Raw genomic sequence first — 21,048 nt, forward strand, 5'->3', positions numbered from 1 at the left:
GACATGGCTGCGCCGACACGGCCCCCGCGACCGCTGCGGCGGACCCAGCTGTCCGACGACGTGGCAGCCCGCCTGCGCAGCGCGGTGATGTCGGGCCGGCTGCGGCCCGGGACGTTCGTCCGCCTGGACGAGACCGCCGCCGAGTTGGGGGTGAGCGTCACCCCGGTGCGGGAGGCGCTGCTGACGCTGCGCGGCGAGGGCATCGTGGAGTCGGTGCCCAACCGCGGATACGTCGTCGCGCCGCTGGGGCGTGAGGACGTGTACGACATCTTCTGGCTGCAGGGTCGCATCACGGTCGAGCTCGCCGAACGTGCCGTCCACTCCGCGACCGCCGACGACCTCACCCGGCTGGCCGCCCGCAACGACGCGCTGCGCACGGCCGTCGAGCTGGCCGATCCGGATCGGATCGCCGAGGCGGAGTACGAGTTCCATCGCGAGCTGTGCCGGATCGGCCGCGGACCGAAGCTCGCGTGGTTCCTGCTGGGCGCCGCCCGGTACACGCCTCATCAGCTGTACGCCGCCGATCCGGACTGGGGCACCCTCGCGGTGCAGTCGCACACCCGGCTGATCGACGCGATCCGCGACCGCGACCGGGAGGCCGTCGGCCGGCACACCCGTATCCAGTTCGACGATGCCGCGAAGCGGCTCGTCGCACACCTCGAACGAAGTGGAATCTGGACATGACCGATCAGATCGTGCAGCGTCCGGCGGGGGACGTGGACCTGGCCGACTTCGTCGGTGAGTCGATGCTGCTCCTCGGCGCCGGTGCCAGCGTGCTGTTGCAACTGGCCCTCCCCGGGGTGGGACGGGGCGTCGCCGAGCACAGCACGACTCTGCAACGGCCCCTCGACCGGCTGCGCACCACCATGACGTACGTCTACGCCGTGACCCTCGGAACGCCGCAGGAGAAACAGACGGTGGTGCGACTGGTCAACAAGGCTCACGTACCTGTGCGGTCGGACCGGTACAACGCCTTCGATCCGGATCTGCAGTTGTGGGTCGCGGCCACGTTGTACCGCAACGGTTTCGACATGTACACGCGTTTCTTCGGTGAGCTGTCGGACGCCGATGCGGAGCGGCTCTACCGGCAGTCCGCGGTCTACGGGACGGCGTTGCAGGTCCGGGAGGACATGTGGCCGGCGTCGAGAACCGAGTTCGACGCGTACTGGGACCGGATGATCGCGGGCGCCGAGGTGGACGAGCAGGTGCGCGCGTACGTGCGCCGCCTCCTGTCCGGCGGCCGGGCCCCGCTCCCGGTGCGGATGAGCATGCCGCTGCAACGGTTCTTCACCACCGGGCTGTTGCCGCCGCGGATCCGGGACCAGTTCGCGCTGGCGTGGAGTCCGCGCGACCAGCGCCGGTTCGACCGCACGATGCGCGTGCTGCCCCGCGTGTACCGGCGGGTGCCGCGGTCGGTCCGCCAGGCCGCCGCCGGCTACTACCTGTGGGACATGCGCCGACGGCTCGCGGCGCACCGGCACCTCATCTGAGCGAGACGGACCGCGGTCAGAGCGCGACGTCCCGCTCGAGTCCGAACCAGAAGTGTTCACCCGCGTCGAACACGAGCTTGCCCTTGCCGTTCATGACACCGATGACGGTGTCGTCGTCGACCTTCTTGAAGTGGTCGAACACCGGCATGCCGTCGTAGACCATCGTCGCGGTGGCCTCGCCCCGGAAGACCACCTCCCAGAGGCTCGCCTCACCGTGGCCGGTCCCGATGTCGGAGAACAGCTGCCCGTCCTCGCCGCGGCAGAGCAGTGGCTGGACGTCGGACTCGCCGGCGAAGGCCTTGCCGTACCAGTGCGCCCGGTCGAGCAGCGTGCCGGTGCGGTGACCGGTGTCGAAAGCGAAACCGCGCCAGCGGTATCCGATGAGATCGATCGGACGGCAGACGTCCAGGCGCGCCCACAGCGCATCCAGTTCGCGCGGATCGATCCGGTCGGTGCGCGCCCGCAGGGCCGCGACCTCGTCACGTACGTCCATGCTCATCCTCCGATGCCGTCGGTGGGGAAGGTTCGGTGGCCGATTCGCTCATGCGCCGCTCGCGGAACCGAACAGGGTGGCGAGCATGAGCGCCCGGACACGCGCCTCGTTGGCGGGGGCCGGTTCGAAGTGCATCACGCGTCCCACGTCGAGCACGAGGTTGAGCGCGGCGTGGACGAGGAACCGGCACTCGACCACGGACAGGTCGGCACGGACTTCGTTCAACAGACGTGACCACTCCTCGACGTTCAGCCGCTGCACGTTCCGCAGTTCGGTGCGCTGCGCCTCGGGCAGGCTGCCGATCTCCGCGAAGTACACACTCATCAGCTCGCTCTGCCCGAAGGACAGGTGGACGTACACCTCGACCAGCGACCGCAGCGCGTCGCGGGGCGTCGTGGACCCGGCCAGCGCGGTCCCGACGGCCACCGCGAGCCGCTCCGCCGCGCGGTGGAACGCGGCCGACAACAGATCGGACTTGCTCGCGAAGTGCCGGTACACCCCCGACGCGTTGATGCCGGCGGCGCTGCCGATCTCCTCGATGCTCACCTCGTGGTAGCCGCGGGCGTGGAAGAGCCGGATCGCCTCGTGCAGCAGAACCTCACGTTTGTTGGACGAGGCGATTCCCGCAGGCGCGGGCGGACGGTGCGCGGGCGCATCGTGAAGAGGCAGTTCGGTTCGCGCCACGGCGCGGCACGCGTCGAGCAGTAGTTGTTCGAGCCGCCGAGTCGGCAGGTGCGCTCGGTGCGCGGTGACGCTTCCGACGACACTGAGCACGGCCACACAGATCTGGAAGTCGTCCTGCTCGGTCAGGCCCGGGCGCATCCGGGCGAGCGTCTCACCCATCCTCCGGTTGACCGACGTGATCGCGGCACGAATGATCGCGCGGTCGGCCGGCTCGAGGTAGCGACTCTCCCACCGGTACAGGCCCGCGGTCTTCCGGTTGGCGACGGTGGTGCGTATCGCGGCGACGATCTGTTGGTCGAGCCGTTCGGCCGGACTCGCGGCGGCCGACTCCGCGTCGCGTGCGATCGCGTCCTCGAGGCTGGTCGCGAGTCCGGTCGCGGCGTGGAGGAAGAGTGCGTACTTGTTGGGGAAGTGGCGATAGAGGGCCGGCCCCGAGATCCCCACCGTCGTGGCGATCTCGTCGATGCTCACGCCGTGGTAACCCCGCTCGCTGAACGCCTCCGCAGCCACTGCCGCGATCTGCGCCTTCCGATTCTTCGGCCTGCGTCGCGGCTCGGCCACGGGTGCGTGCTGCACGTCGATACGGACACGCGCCGCGCGGGTTCGGGCCTTCGTCCGTTCCGCCACCGAACCTCCTCGCCGAGTGGGCCTGATCGCCGCAGCATAACGCACAGGTGAGTCCCGGTGACACGGGATCGGTGCCCGAATCCCCGCGTGAATACTACGAATTCGTCTGTACGACAGGGGTTGACAAACCGGACCGGCGCCGCGAATGTTAACGGAAATTCTCGCCGAGGGCCGGCCGTGTGCAGTGCCCGGTCGCTCCACCGCTCGTGTCGGTATCGCCGTTGTCGTTCGCAGCCGAGCTCCGGATCGGCTTTCCGGGGACCGAGGAGGACATGTGAGGACCCGATTCACGGGGATGTTCGGGGTACGTCACCCGGTGGTCCAGGGCGGCATGATGTGGGCGGGCCGCGCCGGACCGGCTGCCGCGATCGGCGAGCGGGTGCGGGTATGACTGCCGCGACGACGGGACTGCGCCGCGACCTGCACGACGGTGTCCTGCGGCTGACGATCGATCGCCCCTCCCGGATGAACGCCGTCGACATGGCGACAATGCGGGAGTTGGGGGAGGCGCTTCTCGAGGCGGGCGGTGACCGGTCGGTGCGCTCGATCCTCCTCACCGGCTCCGGGACGGCCTTCTGCACGGGTGCGGATCTCGCTGCGGCATCGGATCATCCGACCGATCCGACCGTCGTGATGGACGTCGCCAACGCGGTCATCCGCGCCATCGTGGCGGCCCCGGTGCCGGTGGTCGCGGCCGTGAACGGGGCTGCCGCCGGCGTCGGGGTGTCCATCGCACTGGCGGCGGACCTCACGTACGCCGCCGAGAGCGCCTACTTCCTGCTGGCGTTCGTCGGTGTCGGTCTCATGCCGGACGGAGGGACGAGCCTGCTGGTACCCGCGGCGGTCGGACGCGCGCGGGCCGCGGAGATGGCACTTCTCGGGGAGCGGATCCCTGCGGTGGACGCGGCCCGCATCGGCCTGGTTGCGCGGACGCTGCCCGACGCCGAATTGCTCACGCACGCAGACGCCGTCGCCCACCGACTGGCCGCCGGTCCGCGACGGGCGCTCGAACTCACGAAACGCTCGTTGAACGCCGTCACGCTCGAGGCGCTCGACGCCGCACTCGAGCGGGAGCGCGCCGGGCAGGCCGAACTACTGGCATCCGACGACTTCGCCGAGGGCGCGGCGGCGATGCTGCACAAGCGCCCACCACGGTTCTCGTGAAGTGCGAATCTGCATCCACTTCTCCGGCGTCCGGGCCTCTCCGGTCGGCACGGAGCGCCGGTCGATAAAGCAAGGTCAGGCGGACCGACGCCGCCGCATGACGCGGGGTCGTGGACGGAAGCGGTCACGTCTCGACGCGGCCGACAGTCGAGAATCGCGATTAACAAAAGTGCACCCGCGAACCGCACATAACATGTAATCTGCCTCACATCGAACCACGGGTCCGGTCAGATCGGGAAGACCCGAAACGCACGAGAGGAACCTTCGATGGTCAACTCCGCTGCTGCGTCCGCGGCCTCGCTCGAGGCGCGCCGATCGCGTCGCAACAACTGGAACAACCAGGTGGCGCGGCACGCCTCGATGATTCCCGACCGAACTGCGCTCCGGTTCCAGGGAGCGTCGATCACGTGGGCCGCCCTGCACGAACGTATCGAGCGGTTCGCCGACGCGCTGGCGCGCCGCGGTGTCGGTTTCGGCGACCGGGTGCTGATCCTTGCGCTCAACCGACCCGAGTACGTCGAGATCGTGTTGGCGGCCAACGCTCTCGGCGCGATCGCCGTGCCCGTGAACTTCCGGATGACGGCGCCCGAAGTTGCTTTCCTGGTGCGCGACAGCGGTGCTCGGGTCGTGGTGGCGGACGCCGTGCTGGCGCCGCTGGCCGCCGCGGTGCGGGCCGAAACCGACGGGCTCGAGCTGTCCGTCGTCGTCGGCGGGACCACCGAGGGTGACGTGCTGGGGTACGAGGAGTTGATCGCGGAGGAGGGCGCCGCCCGTCCCGAGACCGACATCCCGGACGACACCCCGGCACTCATCATGTACACGTCGGGAACCACCGGCCGGCCCAAGGGCGCGGTGCTGACGCACGGCAACATGCAGGCGCAGGCGCTCACGTGTATCCGCGCTTTCCAGTTGAACAATGCCGACGACATCGGATTCTGCGCGTCCCCGATGTTTCACATCGCGGCGTTGGGATCGATGGCGCCGAGCCTGATGCTCGGTCTCCCCACGGTGGTCCACCCCGTGGGGGCGTTCGACCCGAACACCCTGCTCGACGTCCTCGAGGCGGAACAGGTCACCACGCTGTTCCTCGTGCCGGTCCAGTGGCAGGCAGTGTGCGCGGCGCAGCAGGCGCAGCCGCGGAAACTGAAGCTGCGCGGCATTTCCTGGGGAGCGGCCCCGGCATCGGACACCGTCCTGCGGGCGATGGCCGAGACGTTCCCGGACGCCGCGAACGTCGCCGTCTTCGGGCAGACCGAGATGTCGCCGATCACGTGTGTGCTCGACGGTGTCGATGCGTTGCGCAAACTCGGATCGGTGGGCCGGGTCATTCCGACGGTGCAGGCCCGGGTCGTCGACGACGACATGAACGACGTCCCACCCGGTGGCGTGGGAGAGATCGTCTACCGAGGTCCGACGATGATGCTCGAATACTGGCAGAACCCGACCGCGACCGCGGACGCGTTCCACGGCGGATGGTTCCATTCGGGCGATCTGGTGCGCGTGGACGACGAGGGGTTCGTCTACGTGGTCGATCGCAAGAAGGACATGATCATCTCGGGTGGCGAGAACATCTACTGCGCCGAGGTGGAGAACGCACTGTTCGCGCATCCGAAGATCCTCGAGGCCGCGGTGATCGGACGCCCCGACCCCCGGTGGGGCGAGATCCCGGTGGCGGTCGTCGCGCTGCGACCCGACGCGGGTGCCGAGCTCACCCTCGACGAGCTGCAGCCGTTCCTCGACGAGCGGCTCGCCAGGTACAAGCATCCCAAGGCGCTGGTGTGCGTGGAAGCGTTGCCACGCAACGCGAGTGGGAAGGTCGTCAAGGGCGATCTGCGCGGCGGTGCCACCGCCGTCGTACAGGGCTGACGGTACGCCACCGGGCTCGCTGCGCGTGTGCCCGACGGCCGCAAGGTCGCAGACGGAACTGGGGGAGGGCCGGCGCATGACCTACGAGTTACCCACCGCGAAGGGGCCGCTGCGCGAGGTGGCGCTCCAAGGCGGGTACCTCATCGGCTTCGCGGTGCAGGCCTTCGTCACGCTCGCACGCGCTGCCGCGCGCGGACGCCTGTCGTTGCAGGAGACGGTGAGTCAGACGCTGTTCATCGGTCGCGTGAGCACGGCCCCCTCGCTGTTGCTGATGGTTCCCATCGGGGTGTTCGTCGCAGTGTCGGTGGGCGAGCTGGCCGGCCGGATCGGCGCCGGCGGGTATTCCGGCGCGGTGGTCGCGTTCGTCATCGTCGGGCAGGCGTCCGCGCTGGTGTGTGCGCTGATGATGGCGGGTGTCGCGGGATCGGCCATCTGTACCGATCTGGGCTCGAGGAAGATTCGCGAGGAGATCGACGCGATGGAGGTCATGGGCCTCGACGTGGTCGAACGGCTCGTGGCACCACGGCTGGTGGCATCGATGGTCGTGTCGCTCGCCCTGTGTGCGATGGTGACCTTCGGCGGCGTGATGGCCTGCTACCTGTACCACATCTACGTGCAACACCTGCCCGCCGGAGCGTTTCTGGCGACGTTCAGTCAGTACGGGCGCACCTCGGATTTCGTGATGGCGTTGGTGAAGGCGGCAGTGTTCGCGCTGACCTCCACGCTGGTCGCGACGTTCAAGGGACTGCACGCCAAGGGCGGGCCCCGTGGTGTCGCCGACGCCGTCAACGAGGCCGTCGTGATCGCGTTCGCGCTGGTGTTCATCGTCAACACCGTGCTCTCGGCTCTGTACACGGTGATCGTGCCGGCCGTGGGAGCGTACTGATGGTCGACTTCGACACCCGGATCCGGATCAGACGGGCAGTGCGTCCCGTCACCGCGGTGTACGGGGGACTGGCGGACGTCGGCCGACACGTCACGTTCTTCTGGCGGACGGTCGTGTCACTGCCCTACGCCGCCACCCGGTATCGCCGACACGTCCTCGCGCAGATCAGCGAGGTCAGCTTCGGCACCAACTCGGTGCTGTCCGGCGGCGGCACCATCGGCATCGTGTTCGCGATGTCACTCGCCGCCGCGATGATGCTCGGCGTCGAGACCCAGCGCGGCCTCGAGCTCGTCGGCATGACGACGCTGTCCGGCATGCTGTCGGCGATCGCGAACACGCGCGAACTCGCCCCCGTCGTCGTCGCGATCGCGTTGGCCGCCAAAGTCGGTACCGGATTCACCGCTCAGCTCGGAGCCATGCGGATCTCGGACGAGATCGATGCGCTCGATTCGATGGCGGTGCGATCGATTCCCTTCCTGGCCGGTACCCGGGTGCTCGCGGCGATGGTCTGCGTCCTGCCGATCTTCATGATCGGTCTGCTCGCCAGCTACCTGTCGACGCGACTGGTGATCGTGTTCTGGGGCGGTGCCTCCGCAGGCACCTACGACTACTTCTTCCACCTGGCGTTGTCGCCCGAGGATCTCGTCTACGCCGCCGTGAAGGCGATCGTTTTCGCGGGAGTGGTTGCACTGGTGCATTGTTCGTACGGGTACTTCGCCTCCGGCGGCCCGGCCGGGGTGGGGCAGGCGGCGGGCCGGGCACTGCGCACGGCCATTCTGGCGATCGGTGTGCTCGACGTGCTGATGACCTTCGCGCTGTGGGGGCTCGTGCCCTCGATCCCCGGAATGGGGGTCTGAACGTGGACACCCGGCGCTCGGAGCGGCGTTCGCTGGCCGTGCGCGGGGCGGTGGCGGTGGTCCTGGCCGTCGTCGCGGGCGCCGCGATGGTGATGCGGGGAACCGGGCAACTGCAACGCGACCCGGAGGTCGTCGTCGGCATCCCCGCCTCGGTGGGGCTGGTGACCGGCGAGGGTCCCGTCCGGTACCGGGGCGTCAACGTCGGACAGATCTCCGGGATCGACTCGGGGCCGGAATCGTCGCGGGTCCGGCTGACCGTCGACTCCGACGCGATCGGATCCGTCCCGGCGTCCGTCCGGGCCCGGGTGGTCCCGCGCACCTTCTTCGGCGACATCTACATCAAGCTGATCGGCGAGCCCGACGGCACGAGCCTGTCCGACGGCGCCGAACTGCGCCTGGACGACAGTCCCGACGCCGTGGCCCTCTACGACGTCTACACGCGTCTGGTGGACGTCCTCGACAGCATGCAGCCACAGAAGTTGCAGGTGGTGCTGTCCGCGCTGGCGACGGCGCTCGACGGGCGCGGCGCGACGGTGGGCCGGATCGTCGATCGCCTCGCCGCCGCATCGCCCACGCTGACGCCGGCGGTGCAGTCGCTGCTCGCGTCCACCCCCGACTTCCGGACCGTCCTGCAGGCCGTCGACACCGCGACGCCGGACCTGCTGGCGACATTGGCATCGGCCACCGACCTGTCGCGAACGATGGTCGAGAACGATGACGTCGTAACCGAGACATTCGACGCCGCAGCCCGTTTCGCATCGACGACGGCGACCTTCGCCGATGAGCAGCGTGCCCGGATCGTCACCGTGCTCGACTCGTCCGGAGCTGTGCTGGCGACCACCGCGGCGAACACCGCCGGTCTCACCGGCACCCTCGACCGAGCGCGGACGTTCGGGGCCGCGGGCGCCCGGGTCTTCGCCACCGGCCGGTTCGACATCGTGGCGGTACCCACGTTCGCCGACCCGATGCCGTACACCTTGGCGGACTGTCCCGGCTACGGCGCCGTCCTCGGCGCGTGTGGACCGAGCGCCGTGGACGGCGGCCCCCGCGAGCAACAGGCGCTCGACGTCCTGCAGGACCGACTGGTCGACACGTCGGCGGCCGCGAACCCGCCCACCGACTCCAATCCGTTGGCGCCGGTGCTGCTGGGCCCGCTGGTGCGGGGGACGGAGGTGCACCAGCGATGAAGATCGGGTGGGTGCCCCTCGCGAAGACCGCCGGATTCTGCGCCGCCGGTCTGGCGTGCGGGCTGCTGGTCGCGAACACGCTCTCGGTTCCGGTGCGGGGCGGCACCGACGCGTACAGCGTCGAGTTCACCGAGGTCGAGGGGCTCGACCCGGGCAATCCGGTGACGATGTCCGGCGTCCGCATCGGGCGCGTCGACGGTATCGAGTTCGCGGACGCGGGCGGCGGAACGAGCAAGGCGGTCGTCCGGATCGAGATCTCGTCCCGCTACACGCTCCATCGGGACGTCACCGCGGCGATCAGGTACGGCGACATGCTCGGCGCCCGCTACCTGGCGCTCACCCCACCCGCCGGCGTACCGGTGGAACCGGCCGCGGTGGGGGCGGCCGGGAACACCCTGCCCCCCGGGGGCGTGATCGGCCGCGACCACACCACACCGCCGGTGGACCTCACCGCGCTCATGAACGGCTTCCAGCCCCTGTTCGACGCGCTCGAGCCCGAGCGGGTCAATGCCCTCACCCGCTCGTTCGTCGAGACGTTCGACGGGCGTGGAGACGCCGTGTCCACGCTCATCGATCGCATCACGGTGCTCACCACGGACCTGGCCGACCGCCGCGGGGTGTTCGAACGGTTGACGACCGATCTGAACTCGCTGCTCGGATCGGTGAACGAGCGACAACCGCAGGTCGAGGAACTCGTCACCGGACTGCGCGACCTGACCACGTCGATGGCGGGCGACAACGACCGCCTGGCGTCGGTGCTCGACGACGGTGACCGGTCCGTCGCCGCGCTGGCCGACGTCCTCGGACGCTCCCAGGGCGCTTTCGGCAGTGCGATCGGCGACGTGAGATCGGTGACCGAGCAGTGGATCTCGGATACCGAGGCGTTCGACCACTTCGTCACGCAGATGCCGCAGTTCGCCGACGGCATCAACCGGATCAGCGGGTACGGCGGATTCGTGAGCCTGTACCTGTGCAACTTCGTGCTGAAGGCCGGCGACGCCGAGGCGAACATTTTCGGGGCCACCCACTCGGAGGTGTGCCGCTGATGTTCCTCGTCAAGATCATCGATGCCGTGGTCGGCACGTGGCTGTTCCTCGTTCGAGGCGAACGCCGTCCGGGATCCGGCAGTCCGGTGCTGCTCGGCGCGGTGGGCATCGTCGCGCTCGTGCTGGGACTGGTGGCGGCCGTGGGCATCCCGAAATTGTGGTACGTGGCACGGACCAGTCCCTACGCAGCGGAACTGGCGAACGCGAGTGGCCTGTCCGGAGGCGACCCGGTCTACGTCGCGGGGGTCCCGGCCGGTCGGGTCGAGGGCATCGAGCTGGCGGGAGACCATGTGCGCGTGGCGTTCCGTCTCGACGACGGACAGCCGCTGGGCAGCCGCACCACGGCCTCCGTGCGACTCGAGACGGTCCTGGGCAAGCGCTATCTCGAGGTGATTCCCGCCGGTGTCGTCGACGAATCCGCGTCCGACGCTGCCGCCGCCGACGTCATCCCGTTGTCCCGCACCACGGTTCCCTACAGTCTGGACGACGTCGGCCGCGATGCGACCGCCGTCGCGCAACAACTCGACACGAAGTCGTTGGAGGCGATGATGACGACGTTGTCGCAGATCATGCCGGACGACCCGGAGCAGGTGGCGAGGGCGCTCGCCGGCATCAGTGGGGCGACGTCGGCCGTCGCGCAGAACGACCGGCAGATCGACCAGCTTCTGACCCTGTCGCGCTCACTGTCGGAACTCATCGTCCGGCAACAGGACTCGTTGACGACGACGCTGTCGAACGCGCAGATCGTCGTCCGTACCCTGGCAGTGCGCAAGGAGGTCGTCACCCGGCTCGTGGAGAACCTGCGGTCGGTGCTCGACACCGTCGCGACCACGTTCACCGAACGCGAGGACGAGTTCTCGCAGATGACCGCCGATCTCGTCGCGGTCACGGACACGCTGGAGCGGAACGCGGACGACATCGATCTGATTCTCACCCGGCTGCCACCCGCCCTGCGTGCCGCCACGGACGCGACCGGAAACGGCAACTGGACCGATGTCACGGCGCCCGCGGCGGTCGTCCCCGACAATCTGTTGTGCGCCCTCGGCGTGATGCAGGAGTGCCGGTGAGCGGCCGGCACACCGCGCGGCGGCGGGTCGGACGCGTCGCGATCGCCGCCGTGCTGGTCGCGGTCGTCGCGGCGGGTTCGTGGTTCGTGTTCGGCCGCACCGACCGCGCCACCACCGTCCACGTCGACTTCGCCTACGTCAACGGCCTGTACCCGGGCAGCAAGGTCACCGTGCTGGGTGTGCCCGTCGGCACGGTCACCGGTGTGGAACCGCGCGGCACCCACGTGCGGGTGACGGCGACGGTGCCCGCGGACGTCGTGCTGCCGGCGGAGATCCAGGCCTACGTGCTCAATCCGTCCGTGATCAGCGACCGGCATCTCGAGTTCGGTCCGGCCTACCGCGGCGGCCCGCGGCTCGGGGACGGCGCCGTGATTCCCGTCGAACGCAGCCACGCCCCGATCGACTTCGACGGCCTGATGGGCAGTCTCGGCACGCTCACCGAGGCGCTCGGTGCGGATGGCGGCGATGTGGGCGCGCTGCTCTCGCAGGCGGCGTCGGGGCTGGACGGGCAGGGGCCGGAGATCGGCCGGGCACTCCGGAACCTGGGCGCGGCGACGGGCGTGGTGGCGGCCCGTGGGGACGACATCGGCGCGCTCGTCGACAATCTCGACTCACTGATGACCGCGCTCGACGTCCGCCAGGTGAGCATCGACCAGCTGGTGTCCGACCTGGGTGCGCTGGGTGACGAGTGGTCGGCCCACGAGCTGGACATCGCGGGGCCGCTGCAGGACCTGAAGACGGTGTTCGACCGGATGGACCGCTTCACGTCCGAGCACGGCGACGACGTCGGCGCGGTCGCCGACAACCTGCGCACGCTCGGCGAGACGCTGACGGCGCGGCAACCCGGCCTCGCGGAGTTCATGGACCTCGTGCCGCTGTTGATGCAGAACCTCTCCCGCACGGTCGGACCCGACGACCGCGGGCGGATCCGCCTGAACGTCTCGACGGCGCTCACCCAGTTCGCGGTCGCGCAGCCGCTGTGCGCGCAGTATCCGATGCCGTTGTGCACCGGGGCCGGGTTCACCAATCCCGTCTCGTTCCCGGTGAGCGCCGCCGACCCCCTCGGGCTCGCGACGGTGCTGTCGGGCGGGGCGGTACCGGCAGGAGGCCGCTGATGCGCGCACGAATCCTCGGGCCGGTCGCCGTCGGAGTCGCCGCCGTGCTGCTGACGGGTTGCGGCATCGGCATTCAGGATCTGCCGCTCGGACGGTCGGTGCCCGGCGACAACTACACGGTCATCGTCCAGCTGGCCCACGCCGACGGCATCCTCGTCGGCGCCGACGTGCGGACCGGTCAGCGCGTGATCGGCCGGGTGTCGGCGTTGACGACCGACACGGTCGGCGCCGCGGTGGACCTCAGCCTGTCGTCGGAGGTGGCCGTGCCCGACAACGTGGAGGTCGCGGTGGAACTGCCCTCGGCGCTGGGGAGCCCGTTCGTGCGGCTGCGGATGCCGGCGGAGCCGTCGTCCGCGACGCTGTCGGACGGGGACGTGATCATCGAGGCCCGTACGGAGATCGGACCGCAGATCGAGAGTGCCCTCGCGGCGCTCGGCACCGTGCTCACGGGCAGCGGGTTCGCGCAATTGCAGACCGTGGTCGACGAACTGGACACCGCGTTCGCGACGCGACCACAGGAGGTCCGGGGGCTGCTCGACGCGATGACCGCGCTGACCGGCGCCGCGGTCGACGGCAGAAGCGACTTCACCGCGGCCGTCGACCTGGCGCACGACATCTCCGGACAGCTGGCAGCGCAACAGGACGTGCTGGCCGGGTTCCTCGACACCGTGCCGGAGGCGACGTCCTTGCTTGCGCAGCAACGGGATCGGATCTCGTCCTTGCTGCACTCGAGCTCCCGGCTCGCGGAGCACGCGGACGTCGTGCTGTCGTCGTCCGCGGTCGACGACCTGGTCGCGGACGCGGCCGCCGTCTCGGCGACGTTGCGGGCGTTCAATTCCCGGATCGGCGAGACCCTCGCCAACATGAACGCCTTCCTGGCGAACTTCGGCCGCGCCGCCAAGGGCGACTACCTGATGTTCGACGGCACCCTGGACATCCCCGCGGGCATCGAGAACCTGTTGACCGGTGGCACGTCCGGGACGCAGCCGCCCGGGCCCGAGTCGCTGCGCTCGCTTCTGACCGGGGGCGCCGGATGAGACGGGTGGTCCTGGTGCAGTTGATTCTGTTCGCGGTCATCGCGGCGATGGTCGTCCCCTTCGGCATCACCTACGTGCTGGGTTCGCGGGTCTTCGGCGACCCGGTGCGGTTGCATACGACCATGTCGGACGCGTTCGGCCTCACCGCCGGCACCAGCGTCACCTACCGCGGTGTGCTGATCGGGCGGGTCGCGGCGGTCGCGCTCGACCCCGACGGCGCCGCCGCCCGCATCGAGTTGGACCTCGACCCCGGCACCCGGATTCCGCGCGACAGCATCGCCACGGTGACCATGGGCACCGTCGCGGGCATCCAGAACGTCGACATCTACCCCGCCACCGACACGGGACCGTATCTCCAGGACGGCGATGCGATCGCCGCGCCCCCGGACCGGCAACCCGTGCAGATGGACGAATTCATGGGCGACGCCGCGAAACTGCTGGAGCGGGTGGATCCCGCGGCCGTCCGTGGTCTCGGGACCGAACTGGGCGCCGCCTTCGAGGGGCGCGGCCCCGACCTGACCGGGATGATCGACGACGGGGACCGGCTGTCGGCACTGCTCGAGCGACAGGCACCGCAACTGCGGTCGCTGCTCAGCCACACCGTCGACCTCGTGGGCACGATGGCCCGCGAGGCGGACTCGTGGGAGCGGGGGACGGCCGCGGCCCGCACCTTCACTGCGCAGCTCGACGACAACTCGCCCGTGCTGGTGTATCTGGTGGACCGGTCGCCGGCCGCGCTCACCCGCACGCGCGAGCTGCTGGACCGGTACCACGACACGTTCGGAGTGCTGCTGGCCGATCTGGCGACCGTCACCCCGATCCTCGCCGACCGGCGGGGCGCCCTGGCCGCGGGGCTCGAGGCGATCCCCGAGGGGCTCGGAAAGCTCGAGGCGATCGTCAAGGGGGACCGGGCCGAGTTCGCGCTCGTCGCCACACAGGGGCCGGTGTGCAACTACGACACCGAGCGGCGCGAGGTGGGCGATCTCCGTCCCACCGAACCGAACCTCGTACTGTACTGCCCTCCGGGCCCGGACATCGCGCAGCGCGGCTCTCGCACGGCGCCGCGGCCCGACGATCTGGGGCTGCAGAACGCAACGACCCCGGGCACCGTCATCGGTCCGCCGATGGTGTCCGATCCCGTCCTCGTGCCCACCGGGGCCGAGGCGCTCGACCAATGGAATCGACTGCTGGAGGAGCTCGAAGATGGCGAACGATGATCCCGGAATCGACCCGGCCGACGGCGCAACCGCCGTCGCGACACTGCCGGAGTCGTCGGCCGGACCCGGTCCGGCCGACGGCGGGCACGCACGGGAACCGAGGACGGTCTCCCGGATCGTGCCCACGATCCTCGCCGTGGTGGTCGCCGGTTTCGCCGCACTCTCGGCGGTGCTGGGTTGGCAGGTGTGGCAGCAGCACCGCGCCGACGCGTTGCGCGCCGAGGCGGTGGACACGACGCGTGACTACGCGCAGACGATCGCGACGTTCGACTATAAGGATCTGAACGCCAACCGGGACAAGATCGCCGGCATGTCGACGCAGGACTTCGCCGGGAAGTACAACGAGATGGTCGACGCCCTGGGCAAGCTCGTCACCGACGGGCAGGGGACGGCGACCGCGACCGTCACGGACATCGGTGTCGAGAGCGTCGACGACGAACGGGCCGTCGTGCTGGCGTTCGTCGACCAGGAAGCGAAGAATGTGATTGCCCCCGAAGGCAAGTCGCAGAAGTACCGGATGGTCGTCTCGCTCACCCGGGACGGTGACCGGTGGATCGTCGAGAATCTCGAGACCAAGTAGCCGCCGCTCGGGCATGCCCCGAGTGAGGTGTCGACGGGAGGAGCCGCCGTGTCCGACAAGTATCTCGACCTCGCGGGGTCGCAACCGCGACTGACCGACGAACGCACCCGAATTCCGATTGCCACCGGGGCGCGCCGCGGTGGCCGGCCCGCACGGATCACCGACGCACTCGACTTCTGGTCGTTCGCCGGCGGCGCCGCGAACGTGGTGATGCAACTGTCGTGGCCCGAGGTCGGCCACGGCGTCGCCGAGAGCAAGGTCGAGTCCGGCAGCGTCGTCAGGCATCCGTGGAAGCGTGCCCGCACCACGTTCACGTACTTGTCGGTGGCGATCCTGGGCTCCGAGGAGCAGCGCCGCGCGTACCGGGCGGCCGTCAACGGTGCGCACAAGTACGTCCGTTCCGACGAGAACAGCCCGGTGACGTACAACGCCTTCGACCGAGAACTGCAGCTGTGGGTGGCGGCCTGTCTGTTCGTCGGGTTCGAGGACACCCACCAACTGCTGCACGGCAAGCTCACGCCCGAACAGGCGGAGGAGTTCTACCGGTCGTCGTCCACGCTCGGCACCACCCTCCAGGTCACCGAGGACATGTGGCCGGCGACCCGGGCCGAGTTCGACCGCTACTGGAACATCGCGTGCGAGCGGGTCGCGATCGACGACACGGTCCGCGACTACCTGAACGACCTGATCGACCTGCGCATGGTGTCGTGGCCGCTGCGGTTCGCCTTCGGGGACCTGCTGAAGTTCCTCACGGCAGGATTCCTGCCGCCGCTGTTCCGGGAGCAACTGGGCATGGAGTGGAGCGCCGACGACCGCCGCCGCTTCGAACACCTCTTCCTGTTCGTCGCGGGCGTCAACCGCCTGCTGCCCCGTTTCGTCCGCCACCTGCCGAGCCGGGTTCTCATGCGCGATCTGCAGTGGCGGATCCGGAGCGGACGCCCGCTCGTGTAACGACCGAGTGACAGTGACCGGTGGACCGTCACAACTCGGGAAAGTCCTGCCGGAGGCATTGCCGTGGGTGGGTCGCGCGCGTAGTTTCAGTAGTGCGGATCGAGTGAGTAATCGGAGACGGTGAAAGGCTCGTGAAACAGAGATGCGGCCGAGGATGTGAGAGCATTCCCGGCCACACCCCTGTTCGGGGCCTTGTCGGCTCTCACGGGTGTCGCCGAGCGCCGCGGCAGCTCGTCCGGTAGCAAGGAAGACGTGGCCACCAACTCCGCTTCCCGATCCGACGGCACCGACGGTGCCGAAGCCTTCGAGCAGCTCGTCGGACTCCTCGACTATCCGATGTTCGTCGTCACCACCCGAGCGGGCGCGGAACGGTCCGGGTGCCTCGTCGGGTTCACCTCCCAGATCAGCATCGACCCCCCGCGCTTCCTGGTGGGGCTCTCGGAGAAGAACCACACCTATCAGGTCGCCCGGGAAGCCGAGCGGCTGGTGGTGCACGTCCTCGGTCGCCGCGATCTCGAGCTGGCCCGGTTGTTCGGCGAGGAAACCGGCGACGAGATCGACAAGTTCGACCGGTGCGCGTGGCACGACGGACCCGACGGCCTCCCGGTGCTGGACGACGCGCCCGGCTGGTTCGGCGGACGCATCCTCGAACGGCTTCCCCTCGGCGACCACGTCGCGTTCCTGATCGAGCCCGACATCGGGCACATGGACGCGGATCCGCCGAGTCTGGTCACCTTCGGCGCCGTCCGCCACCTCGAGGCCGGCCACGAGGCCTGAGACCGGCCGGGCGCGGTCTCAGCGGGCCCGCAACCGCTCCCGGCGCAGCAGGTCGACCTCCGGCAGATCGAGGGGTGGGAGCGAGTCGACGCCGAGTGCCCGCTTCAGCAGCAGGTCGGCCAGTTCCGGGTTGCGTGCCAGCACGGGGCCGTGCATGTAGGTGCCGATGACCGACCCCTGCACGGCGCCCTCGAGTCCGTCGCCGATGCCGTTGCCGACGCCGCGCGTCACCCGGCCGACTGCGCCGGCATCGGGGCCGAGAGTCGTTCCGCCGCGGTGGTTCTCGAAACCCGAGAGTGGAGCGGCGAGACCGTCGATCAGGGGCGTCGTGACGACCTCCCCGATGGACCGTTTCGCCTGCGGGGAGGTGGTGGCGTCGAGCATGGAGACGCCCTCGACGCGCTCGCCGGCCGACGTCTCGTACCAGTGCCCGAGCACCTGGATCGCCGCGCAGATCGCGAGGACGGGGGCGCCCCGTTCGGCGGCCCGCTGCAATCCCGGATACCGGGTGAGGTGGCGCGTGGCCAGCCGCTGTGCGGAGTCCTCGGCGCCCCCGAGGGTGTACAGATCGAGCGACTCCGGCACCGGATCGTTCAGGGTGATCTCGACGACCTCGGCGTCGTAGCCGCGCATGCGCAGCCGCTGGCGCAGAACCAGCGCGTTGCCACCGTCACCGTAGGTGCCCATGACGTCGGGCAGGACGAGGCCGATGCGGACCGTGGACTCAGACATCGCGGCTGTTCTCCTTCGCGATCGCGGTGTTCAGGTCACGGAAGGCCGTGTAGTTCGCCAGTACCTCGACCCGGCCGGGCGGGCACGACGCGATCGCCCGCAGGGCGTCGTGCTCGAGCGTGTGCTCGACACCCGCGTACGTGAGCCGGACGGCCAGGTCGGTCCCGCGTTCGCCCGCGGCCACCACCTTGACGCCCTCGAAGTGCTCGAAGCGCACGTCCCACAGCCACGACAGATCCTCGCCGTCGGGCACCTGGCCGTTGACGGCGATGACCAGGCCGTCGACGCTGGGGTCGATCATCGACAGCGCTTCCTGCCAGCCGGCCGGGTTCTTGGCGAGCAGCATGTGCACCGAGTGCGGACCCACCTGCACGGTGCTGTACCGGCCGGCCACCTCCTCGACGATCGACGCCGCCGCCACCGCGTCCTCGGCCTTCGCTCCCATCGCGACCGCCGCGGCCACGGCCTGCGCGGCGTTGCCACGGTTCGCCTTGCCCGGCAGCGTCAGCTTCATGGGGAGCACGAGCCCGTCCGGGCCGTAGAGGTTGTCGTCGTCCAGCCACCAGTCCGGGGTGGGACGCGCGAAGTCCGAGCCGGTGCTGCGCCAGTGCGGGCCGTCCCACACGATCGGCTCACCGGTGCGTGGGCAGCTCACCGAATCGTTGGCCCAGCCGCCGCCCGCGGCCACCCACACGACGTTCTTGCAGTCGTAGGCGACGGACGTGACGAGCACGTCGTCGCAGTTGGCGACCACGATCGCGTCCGGGTGACGCTGGAGACCGGCCCGCAGCGCCCGCTCGATCATGTTGATCTCGCCCACCCGGTCCAGCTGGTCGCGGCTCAGGTTGAGCAGGACAACGACCTCCGGGTTCACCGCGTCGGACACGTGCGGCACATGCAGCTCGTCCACCTCGAGGGCGGCCAGCGGCGCGTGCACGCGGGCGGTGAGCGCCGCGACGATGCCCGCGTCCATGTTGGCGCCGTCCGCCTGCGTGGCGACCTCGTCGAGGGTGGCCAGCGCCGCCGCGGTCATCCGGGTGGTGGTGGACTTGCCGTTGGTGCCGGTGATGACGACCGTGCGCCGTCCGCGGCCGAGTTGCTGCATCAGCGACGGGTCGATCTTGAGGGCGATCAGGCCGCCGATCATCGAGCCCTTGCCGCGACCGGCCTTCTGCGACGCCCACGCCGCCGCGGCCGCCGCGCGGAGCGCGAGGCGTCCGCGCAGTGTCATCCGAGTGCTGGTTTCCACGTCCCGAGTTTTCCACAGGCGGCTGCCCGACGCCCTCGGGTGTTGCGGTCACCACGTCCCGGGTGGAGCGCCGGCGCCGCGGTCAGCCGGCGAGTGCCTTGGACTTGAGGGCCTCGAACTCCTGCGGGGTGATGGTGCCGGCGTCGAGAAGTGCCTTGGCGTCCGCGATCTGCTCCGGACCGGACTTGCCGGCGACCTGACGGATGTAGGCGTCCTGCGCGTCCTGCATCTGTTGCGCGGCGCGGACCGAGCGCTTCGCCATGTCGTCACCCTTGACGATGAGGTAGATCAGCGCCGTGATGAACGGGAAGATGATGAGGAAGACCACCCAGATCGCCTTGGCCCAGCCGGAACTCTTGTGGTCACGGAAGAGGTCCGTGATGATCGAGAACAGCAGCATCAGGTACGCGATGAACGCGAAGCTGACGAGAATCACCCAGAGAAAATCCCAGAAAGAGTCCATCGGTAGCGCTCCGTTCCTCGTGGTTCTGCGGGAGTGGACCCGACTGTGACACAGCGGACGGGCCCGTCAGGTCATACGGGACGGGTGAATTCCACGCCCCGCCGGAGGGCCCGGACCGACGTCGGAGCCGACCGGTAGGTTTGCCGGTGGTGGTGACCGAGAAGGGGGAGAACGGTGACCGAACATGCGCGATCATCAGGGGTGTCGTGGCCGGCGATGGCCGATTGGCTGGTCGAGTCCCTGAGCGACAAGCCCGTGGCCTTCATGCTGGAGATGGGACCCAACGGGTACCGCACCCGTGACGATTTCGACGAAGTGGTGTGCGCCCAGATCGTGGTGCTCGAGGACGACGTCGTGATGCTCCGGCGGTCACGGACCTTTCTCGACCAGTTGGCGCTGCGCAGCTTCTCCCCGGAGGGACTGGTCCTGGACCGCTGGTTCTTCGACGACCACTTCGCGGACTGCACCGACGGCTATCTGTTCACCCGCGATGTCCGGTTGATCGCCGACGCGTGCGTCGCGTGGTTCCGCGACGAGTGGGGCACCGAGTCCACCGACGACCTCGGATGCGACTACCGCTTCCCGGACGAACTGCCGCGGGACGTGCACGTGGACGACTGAGCCCCGCCGTCGTGTTCGTCCCGGTCGACCGGGATGTACCGAACGTTCACCCGAAGAGTCCATATCTGTTCTTTCCCGAGCCCCGGAGAGAACGAAATCAGCGCAGGCCATGAACATCTGCATGACCCGCCCGGTACGCGCACCGTGCCGAGATCACGCCCTACGTAAACCGCAGAGGTTCGGAATCGGGGGCGGGCCCACACCCACCGAACGCTTACGAATGCGGCGGCAAGCTCTACAGCTGTGGCCTTCAGTGTCAGATGGCGCCCTTCTGATAGTTGAGTGTGGCAGGCGTTCGGGAAACGGTTCCGGGAACGCATAGCATCGGACCGGGCTCGTCGGCCGAGTCAACGATCAGGGGGCATTGTGCGGTGGTTGTTGTCGGTACTCGCGGTCATGGGGCTAGCGGGGGCGGTGCAGATCTTGACGCCCACAACCGCATTCGCCTGTTCCTGCGCGTACCCACCTGACGGGTCCCAGATCGTCGAACAGATCTCGCATGCTGCTTCCATCTTCACGGGGACTGCGACGGCTGAGCGCGTCGCAGGCCAGACGGCATTTTATGAGTTCGACGTCCGAGAAGTGTTCGACGGCGACATCGGAACCACGACAACGGTCTCCTCGAGCGTGCATGACGCCGCGTGCGGGCGAGGCTTCGAGATCGGCTCAGAGTATCTGGTCTTTACCTCCACATACGACACCCAGGGTGCACCATGGTCGGTGAACAGTTGCTCGGCGACAACGGAATCGTCCAACGACCGGACGCGCGAAGCAGCAGTGACCGTCTACGGCGCGCCACACGCGCCCGACCCACACCGCGACAGTGTCGGTATCGACGACGTCGGTACCGCACGGTGGTGGATGCTTGCCGCGACAGGCGGCGCGGTCTGGCTCATCGCCCTAGCGGTCCGACGACGCAGGTCGAACAAACCGTGACGC

The 21,048-nt window shown here is 69.2% G+C and carries 23 protein-coding genes; 18 read left to right on the top strand and 5 right to left on the bottom strand.

Annotated features, from left to right (window positions below):
* Positions 1-3: 3 nt before the first annotated feature.
* Both E7742_RS20455 and E7742_RS20460 read left to right on the top strand, forming a co-directional pair.
* Entirely contained in the window at positions 4-684 is a 681-nt protein-coding gene (locus tag E7742_RS20455) for a GntR family transcriptional regulator (protein WP_137800616.1), read from the top strand.
* A complete protein-coding gene (locus tag E7742_RS20460; RefSeq protein WP_137800617.1) occupies positions 681-1,490 on the top strand; it encodes an oxygenase MpaB family protein in 810 nt (269 codons plus the stop codon). The genes E7742_RS20455 and E7742_RS20460 overlap by 4 nt, the downstream gene beginning before the upstream one ends.
* Before the next feature lie 16 nt (positions 1,491-1,506).
* Here E7742_RS20460 and E7742_RS20465 read toward each other — a convergent pair whose 3' ends face one another.
* Positions 1,507-1,983 carry a DUF4334 domain-containing protein gene (locus tag E7742_RS20465; protein WP_137800618.1) on the bottom strand — a complete coding sequence of 159 codons (477 nt, stop codon included), beginning with the start codon at positions 1,981-1,983 and terminating at the stop codon, positions 1,507-1,509.
* A gap of 48 nt (positions 1,984-2,031) precedes the next feature.
* Positions 2,032-3,294, bottom strand: a complete 1,263-nt coding sequence (locus E7742_RS20470) for a TetR/AcrR family transcriptional regulator (RefSeq protein WP_137800619.1) — start codon at positions 3,292-3,294, stop codon at positions 2,032-2,034.
* A gap of 387 nt (positions 3,295-3,681) precedes the next feature.
* On the opposite strand from E7742_RS20470, the gene E7742_RS20475 reads away from it, so the two are divergent.
* From E7742_RS20475 to E7742_RS20535, 13 genes are all read left to right on the top strand, one after another.
* Positions 3,682-4,458: an enoyl-CoA hydratase-related protein gene (locus E7742_RS20475; RefSeq protein WP_137800620.1), complete on the top strand. Its 777-nt coding sequence runs from the start codon at positions 3,682-3,684 to the stop codon at positions 4,456-4,458.
* 267 nt (positions 4,459-4,725) lie between these two features.
* Complete coding sequence (gene fadD5, locus E7742_RS20480) at positions 4,726-6,324, top strand: fatty-acid--CoA ligase FadD5 (protein ID WP_137800621.1); 1,599 nt, start codon at positions 4,726-4,728, stop codon at positions 6,322-6,324.
* 76 nt (positions 6,325-6,400) lie between these two features.
* On the top strand, positions 6,401-7,210 hold the full coding sequence (locus E7742_RS20485) for an MlaE family ABC transporter permease (protein WP_137800622.1): 810 nt from the start codon (positions 6,401-6,403) through the stop codon (positions 7,208-7,210).
* A complete protein-coding gene (locus E7742_RS20490; protein ID WP_137800623.1) occupies positions 7,210-8,067 on the top strand; it encodes an MlaE family ABC transporter permease in 858 nt (285 codons plus the stop codon). Before E7742_RS20485 ends, E7742_RS20490 begins: the two co-directional genes overlap by 1 nt.
* Before the next feature lie 2 nt (positions 8,068-8,069).
* Positions 8,070-9,254 (top strand): MCE family protein, encoded by a 1,185-nt coding sequence (locus tag E7742_RS20495; protein WP_254699086.1) that lies wholly within the window; start codon positions 8,070-8,072, stop codon positions 9,252-9,254.
* Positions 9,251-10,300: an MCE family protein gene (locus E7742_RS20500; RefSeq protein ID WP_137800624.1), complete on the top strand. Its 1,050-nt coding sequence runs from the start codon at positions 9,251-9,253 to the stop codon at positions 10,298-10,300. Before E7742_RS20495 ends, E7742_RS20500 begins: the two co-directional genes overlap by 4 nt.
* Positions 10,300-11,367, top strand: a complete 1,068-nt coding sequence (locus E7742_RS20505; protein WP_137800625.1) for an MCE family protein — start codon at positions 10,300-10,302, stop codon at positions 11,365-11,367. The genes E7742_RS20500 and E7742_RS20505 overlap by 1 nt, the downstream gene beginning before the upstream one ends.
* Positions 11,358-12,482, top strand: coding sequence for an MCE family protein (locus E7742_RS20510; RefSeq protein WP_441346867.1), 1,125 nt, complete (start codon positions 11,358-11,360; stop codon positions 12,480-12,482). Before E7742_RS20505 ends, E7742_RS20510 begins: the two co-directional genes overlap by 10 nt.
* A complete protein-coding gene (locus E7742_RS20515) occupies positions 12,482-13,519 on the top strand; it encodes an MlaD family protein (protein WP_137800627.1) in 1,038 nt (345 codons plus the stop codon). Before E7742_RS20510 ends, E7742_RS20515 begins: the two co-directional genes overlap by 1 nt.
* Positions 13,516-14,736 (top strand): MlaD family protein, encoded by a 1,221-nt coding sequence (locus E7742_RS20520; protein WP_137800628.1) that lies wholly within the window; start codon positions 13,516-13,518, stop codon positions 14,734-14,736. Before E7742_RS20515 ends, E7742_RS20520 begins: the two co-directional genes overlap by 4 nt.
* A complete protein-coding gene (locus tag E7742_RS20525) occupies positions 14,723-15,316 on the top strand; it encodes a mce associated protein mas1a (RefSeq protein WP_137800629.1) in 594 nt (197 codons plus the stop codon). Before E7742_RS20520 ends, E7742_RS20525 begins: the two co-directional genes overlap by 14 nt.
* Before the next feature lie 48 nt (positions 15,317-15,364).
* Entirely contained in the window at positions 15,365-16,267 is a 903-nt protein-coding gene (locus tag E7742_RS20530) for an oxygenase MpaB family protein (protein ID WP_137800630.1), read from the top strand.
* Between the two features lie 336 nt (positions 16,268-16,603).
* The gene (locus E7742_RS20535; protein ID WP_137801326.1) at positions 16,604-17,044 is read left to right on the top strand and encodes a flavin reductase family protein; all 441 of its coding nucleotides are present in this window, start codon (positions 16,604-16,606) and stop codon (positions 17,042-17,044) included.
* 18 nt (positions 17,045-17,062) lie between these two features.
* On the opposite strand, the gene E7742_RS20540 is transcribed toward E7742_RS20535, so the two are convergent.
* The 3 genes from E7742_RS20540 to E7742_RS20550 form a co-directional block, all read right to left on the bottom strand.
* Positions 17,063-17,776 (bottom strand): type 1 glutamine amidotransferase, encoded by a 714-nt coding sequence (locus tag E7742_RS20540; protein WP_137800631.1) that lies wholly within the window; start codon positions 17,774-17,776, stop codon positions 17,063-17,065.
* Positions 17,769-19,007: a MurT ligase domain-containing protein gene (locus E7742_RS20545; RefSeq protein ID WP_441346932.1), complete on the bottom strand. Its 1,239-nt coding sequence runs from the start codon at positions 19,005-19,007 to the stop codon at positions 17,769-17,771. The genes E7742_RS20540 and E7742_RS20545 overlap by 8 nt, the downstream gene beginning before the upstream one ends.
* 100 nt (positions 19,008-19,107) lie before the next feature.
* Complete coding sequence (locus E7742_RS20550; RefSeq protein ID WP_137800633.1) at positions 19,108-19,488, bottom strand: SHOCT domain-containing protein; 381 nt, start codon at positions 19,486-19,488, stop codon at positions 19,108-19,110.
* Between the two features lie 216 nt (positions 19,489-19,704).
* Here E7742_RS20550 and E7742_RS20555 point away from each other — a divergent pair, with 216 nt between their 5' ends.
* The 3 genes from E7742_RS20555 to E7742_RS20565 all read left to right on the top strand — a co-directional run bounded on the left by E7742_RS20555 (position 19,705) and on the right by E7742_RS20565 (position 21,045).
* A complete protein-coding gene (locus E7742_RS20555) occupies positions 19,705-20,109 on the top strand; it encodes a hypothetical protein (protein ID WP_137800634.1) in 405 nt (134 codons plus the stop codon).
* A 61-nt stretch (positions 20,110-20,170) separates the two neighbouring features.
* Complete coding sequence (locus E7742_RS23810; protein ID WP_368076972.1) at positions 20,171-20,431, top strand: WhiB family transcriptional regulator; 261 nt, start codon at positions 20,171-20,173, stop codon at positions 20,429-20,431.
* Positions 20,432-20,532: 101 nt separating this feature from the next.
* Entirely contained in the window at positions 20,533-21,045 is a 513-nt protein-coding gene (locus E7742_RS20565; RefSeq protein ID WP_137800636.1) for a hypothetical protein, read from the top strand.
* Positions 21,046-21,048: the final 3 nt, after the last annotated feature.

The sequence above is a fragment of the Rhodococcus sp. SGAir0479 genome, from assembly GCF_005484805.1.
Lineage (GTDB): Bacteria > Actinomycetota > Actinomycetes > Mycobacteriales > Mycobacteriaceae > Prescottella.

Excerpts from the sequence above, each read along its gene's own strand:
- E7742_RS20455 (WP_137800616.1), top strand. The coding sequence starts at position 4 with ATGGCTGCGCCGACACGGCCCCCGCGACCGCTGCGGCGGACCCAGCTG.
- E7742_RS20460 (WP_137800617.1), top strand. The coding sequence starts at position 681 with ATGACCGATCAGATCGTGCAGCGTCCGGCGGGGGACGTGGACCTGGCC.
- E7742_RS20465 (WP_137800618.1), bottom strand. The coding sequence starts at position 1,983 with ATGGACGTACGTGACGAGGTCGCGGCCCTGCGGGCGCGCACCGACCGG.
- E7742_RS20475 (WP_137800620.1), top strand. The coding sequence starts at position 3,682 with ATGACTGCCGCGACGACGGGACTGCGCCGCGACCTGCACGACGGTGTC.
- fadD5 (WP_137800621.1), top strand. The coding sequence starts at position 4,726 with ATGGTCAACTCCGCTGCTGCGTCCGCGGCCTCGCTCGAGGCGCGCCGA.
- E7742_RS20485 (WP_137800622.1), top strand. The coding sequence starts at position 6,401 with ATGACCTACGAGTTACCCACCGCGAAGGGGCCGCTGCGCGAGGTGGCG.
- E7742_RS20490 (WP_137800623.1), top strand. The coding sequence starts at position 7,210 with ATGGTCGACTTCGACACCCGGATCCGGATCAGACGGGCAGTGCGTCCC.
- E7742_RS20500 (WP_137800624.1), top strand. The coding sequence starts at position 9,251 with ATGAAGATCGGGTGGGTGCCCCTCGCGAAGACCGCCGGATTCTGCGCC.
- E7742_RS20505 (WP_137800625.1), top strand. The coding sequence starts at position 10,300 with ATGTTCCTCGTCAAGATCATCGATGCCGTGGTCGGCACGTGGCTGTTC.
- E7742_RS20515 (WP_137800627.1), top strand. The coding sequence starts at position 12,482 with ATGCGCGCACGAATCCTCGGGCCGGTCGCCGTCGGAGTCGCCGCCGTG.
- E7742_RS20520 (WP_137800628.1), top strand. The coding sequence starts at position 13,516 with ATGAGACGGGTGGTCCTGGTGCAGTTGATTCTGTTCGCGGTCATCGCG.
- E7742_RS20525 (WP_137800629.1), top strand. The coding sequence starts at position 14,723 with ATGGCGAACGATGATCCCGGAATCGACCCGGCCGACGGCGCAACCGCC.
- E7742_RS20535 (WP_137801326.1), top strand. The coding sequence starts at position 16,604 with ATGTTCGTCGTCACCACCCGAGCGGGCGCGGAACGGTCCGGGTGCCTC.
- E7742_RS20540 (WP_137800631.1), bottom strand. The coding sequence starts at position 17,776 with ATGTCTGAGTCCACGGTCCGCATCGGCCTCGTCCTGCCCGACGTCATG.
- E7742_RS20545 (WP_441346932.1), bottom strand. The coding sequence starts at position 19,007 with ATGACACTGCGCGGACGCCTCGCGCTCCGCGCGGCGGCCGCGGCGGCG.
- E7742_RS20550 (WP_137800633.1), bottom strand. The coding sequence starts at position 19,488 with ATGGACTCTTTCTGGGATTTTCTCTGGGTGATTCTCGTCAGCTTCGCG.
- E7742_RS20555 (WP_137800634.1), top strand. The coding sequence starts at position 19,705 with ATGGCCGATTGGCTGGTCGAGTCCCTGAGCGACAAGCCCGTGGCCTTC.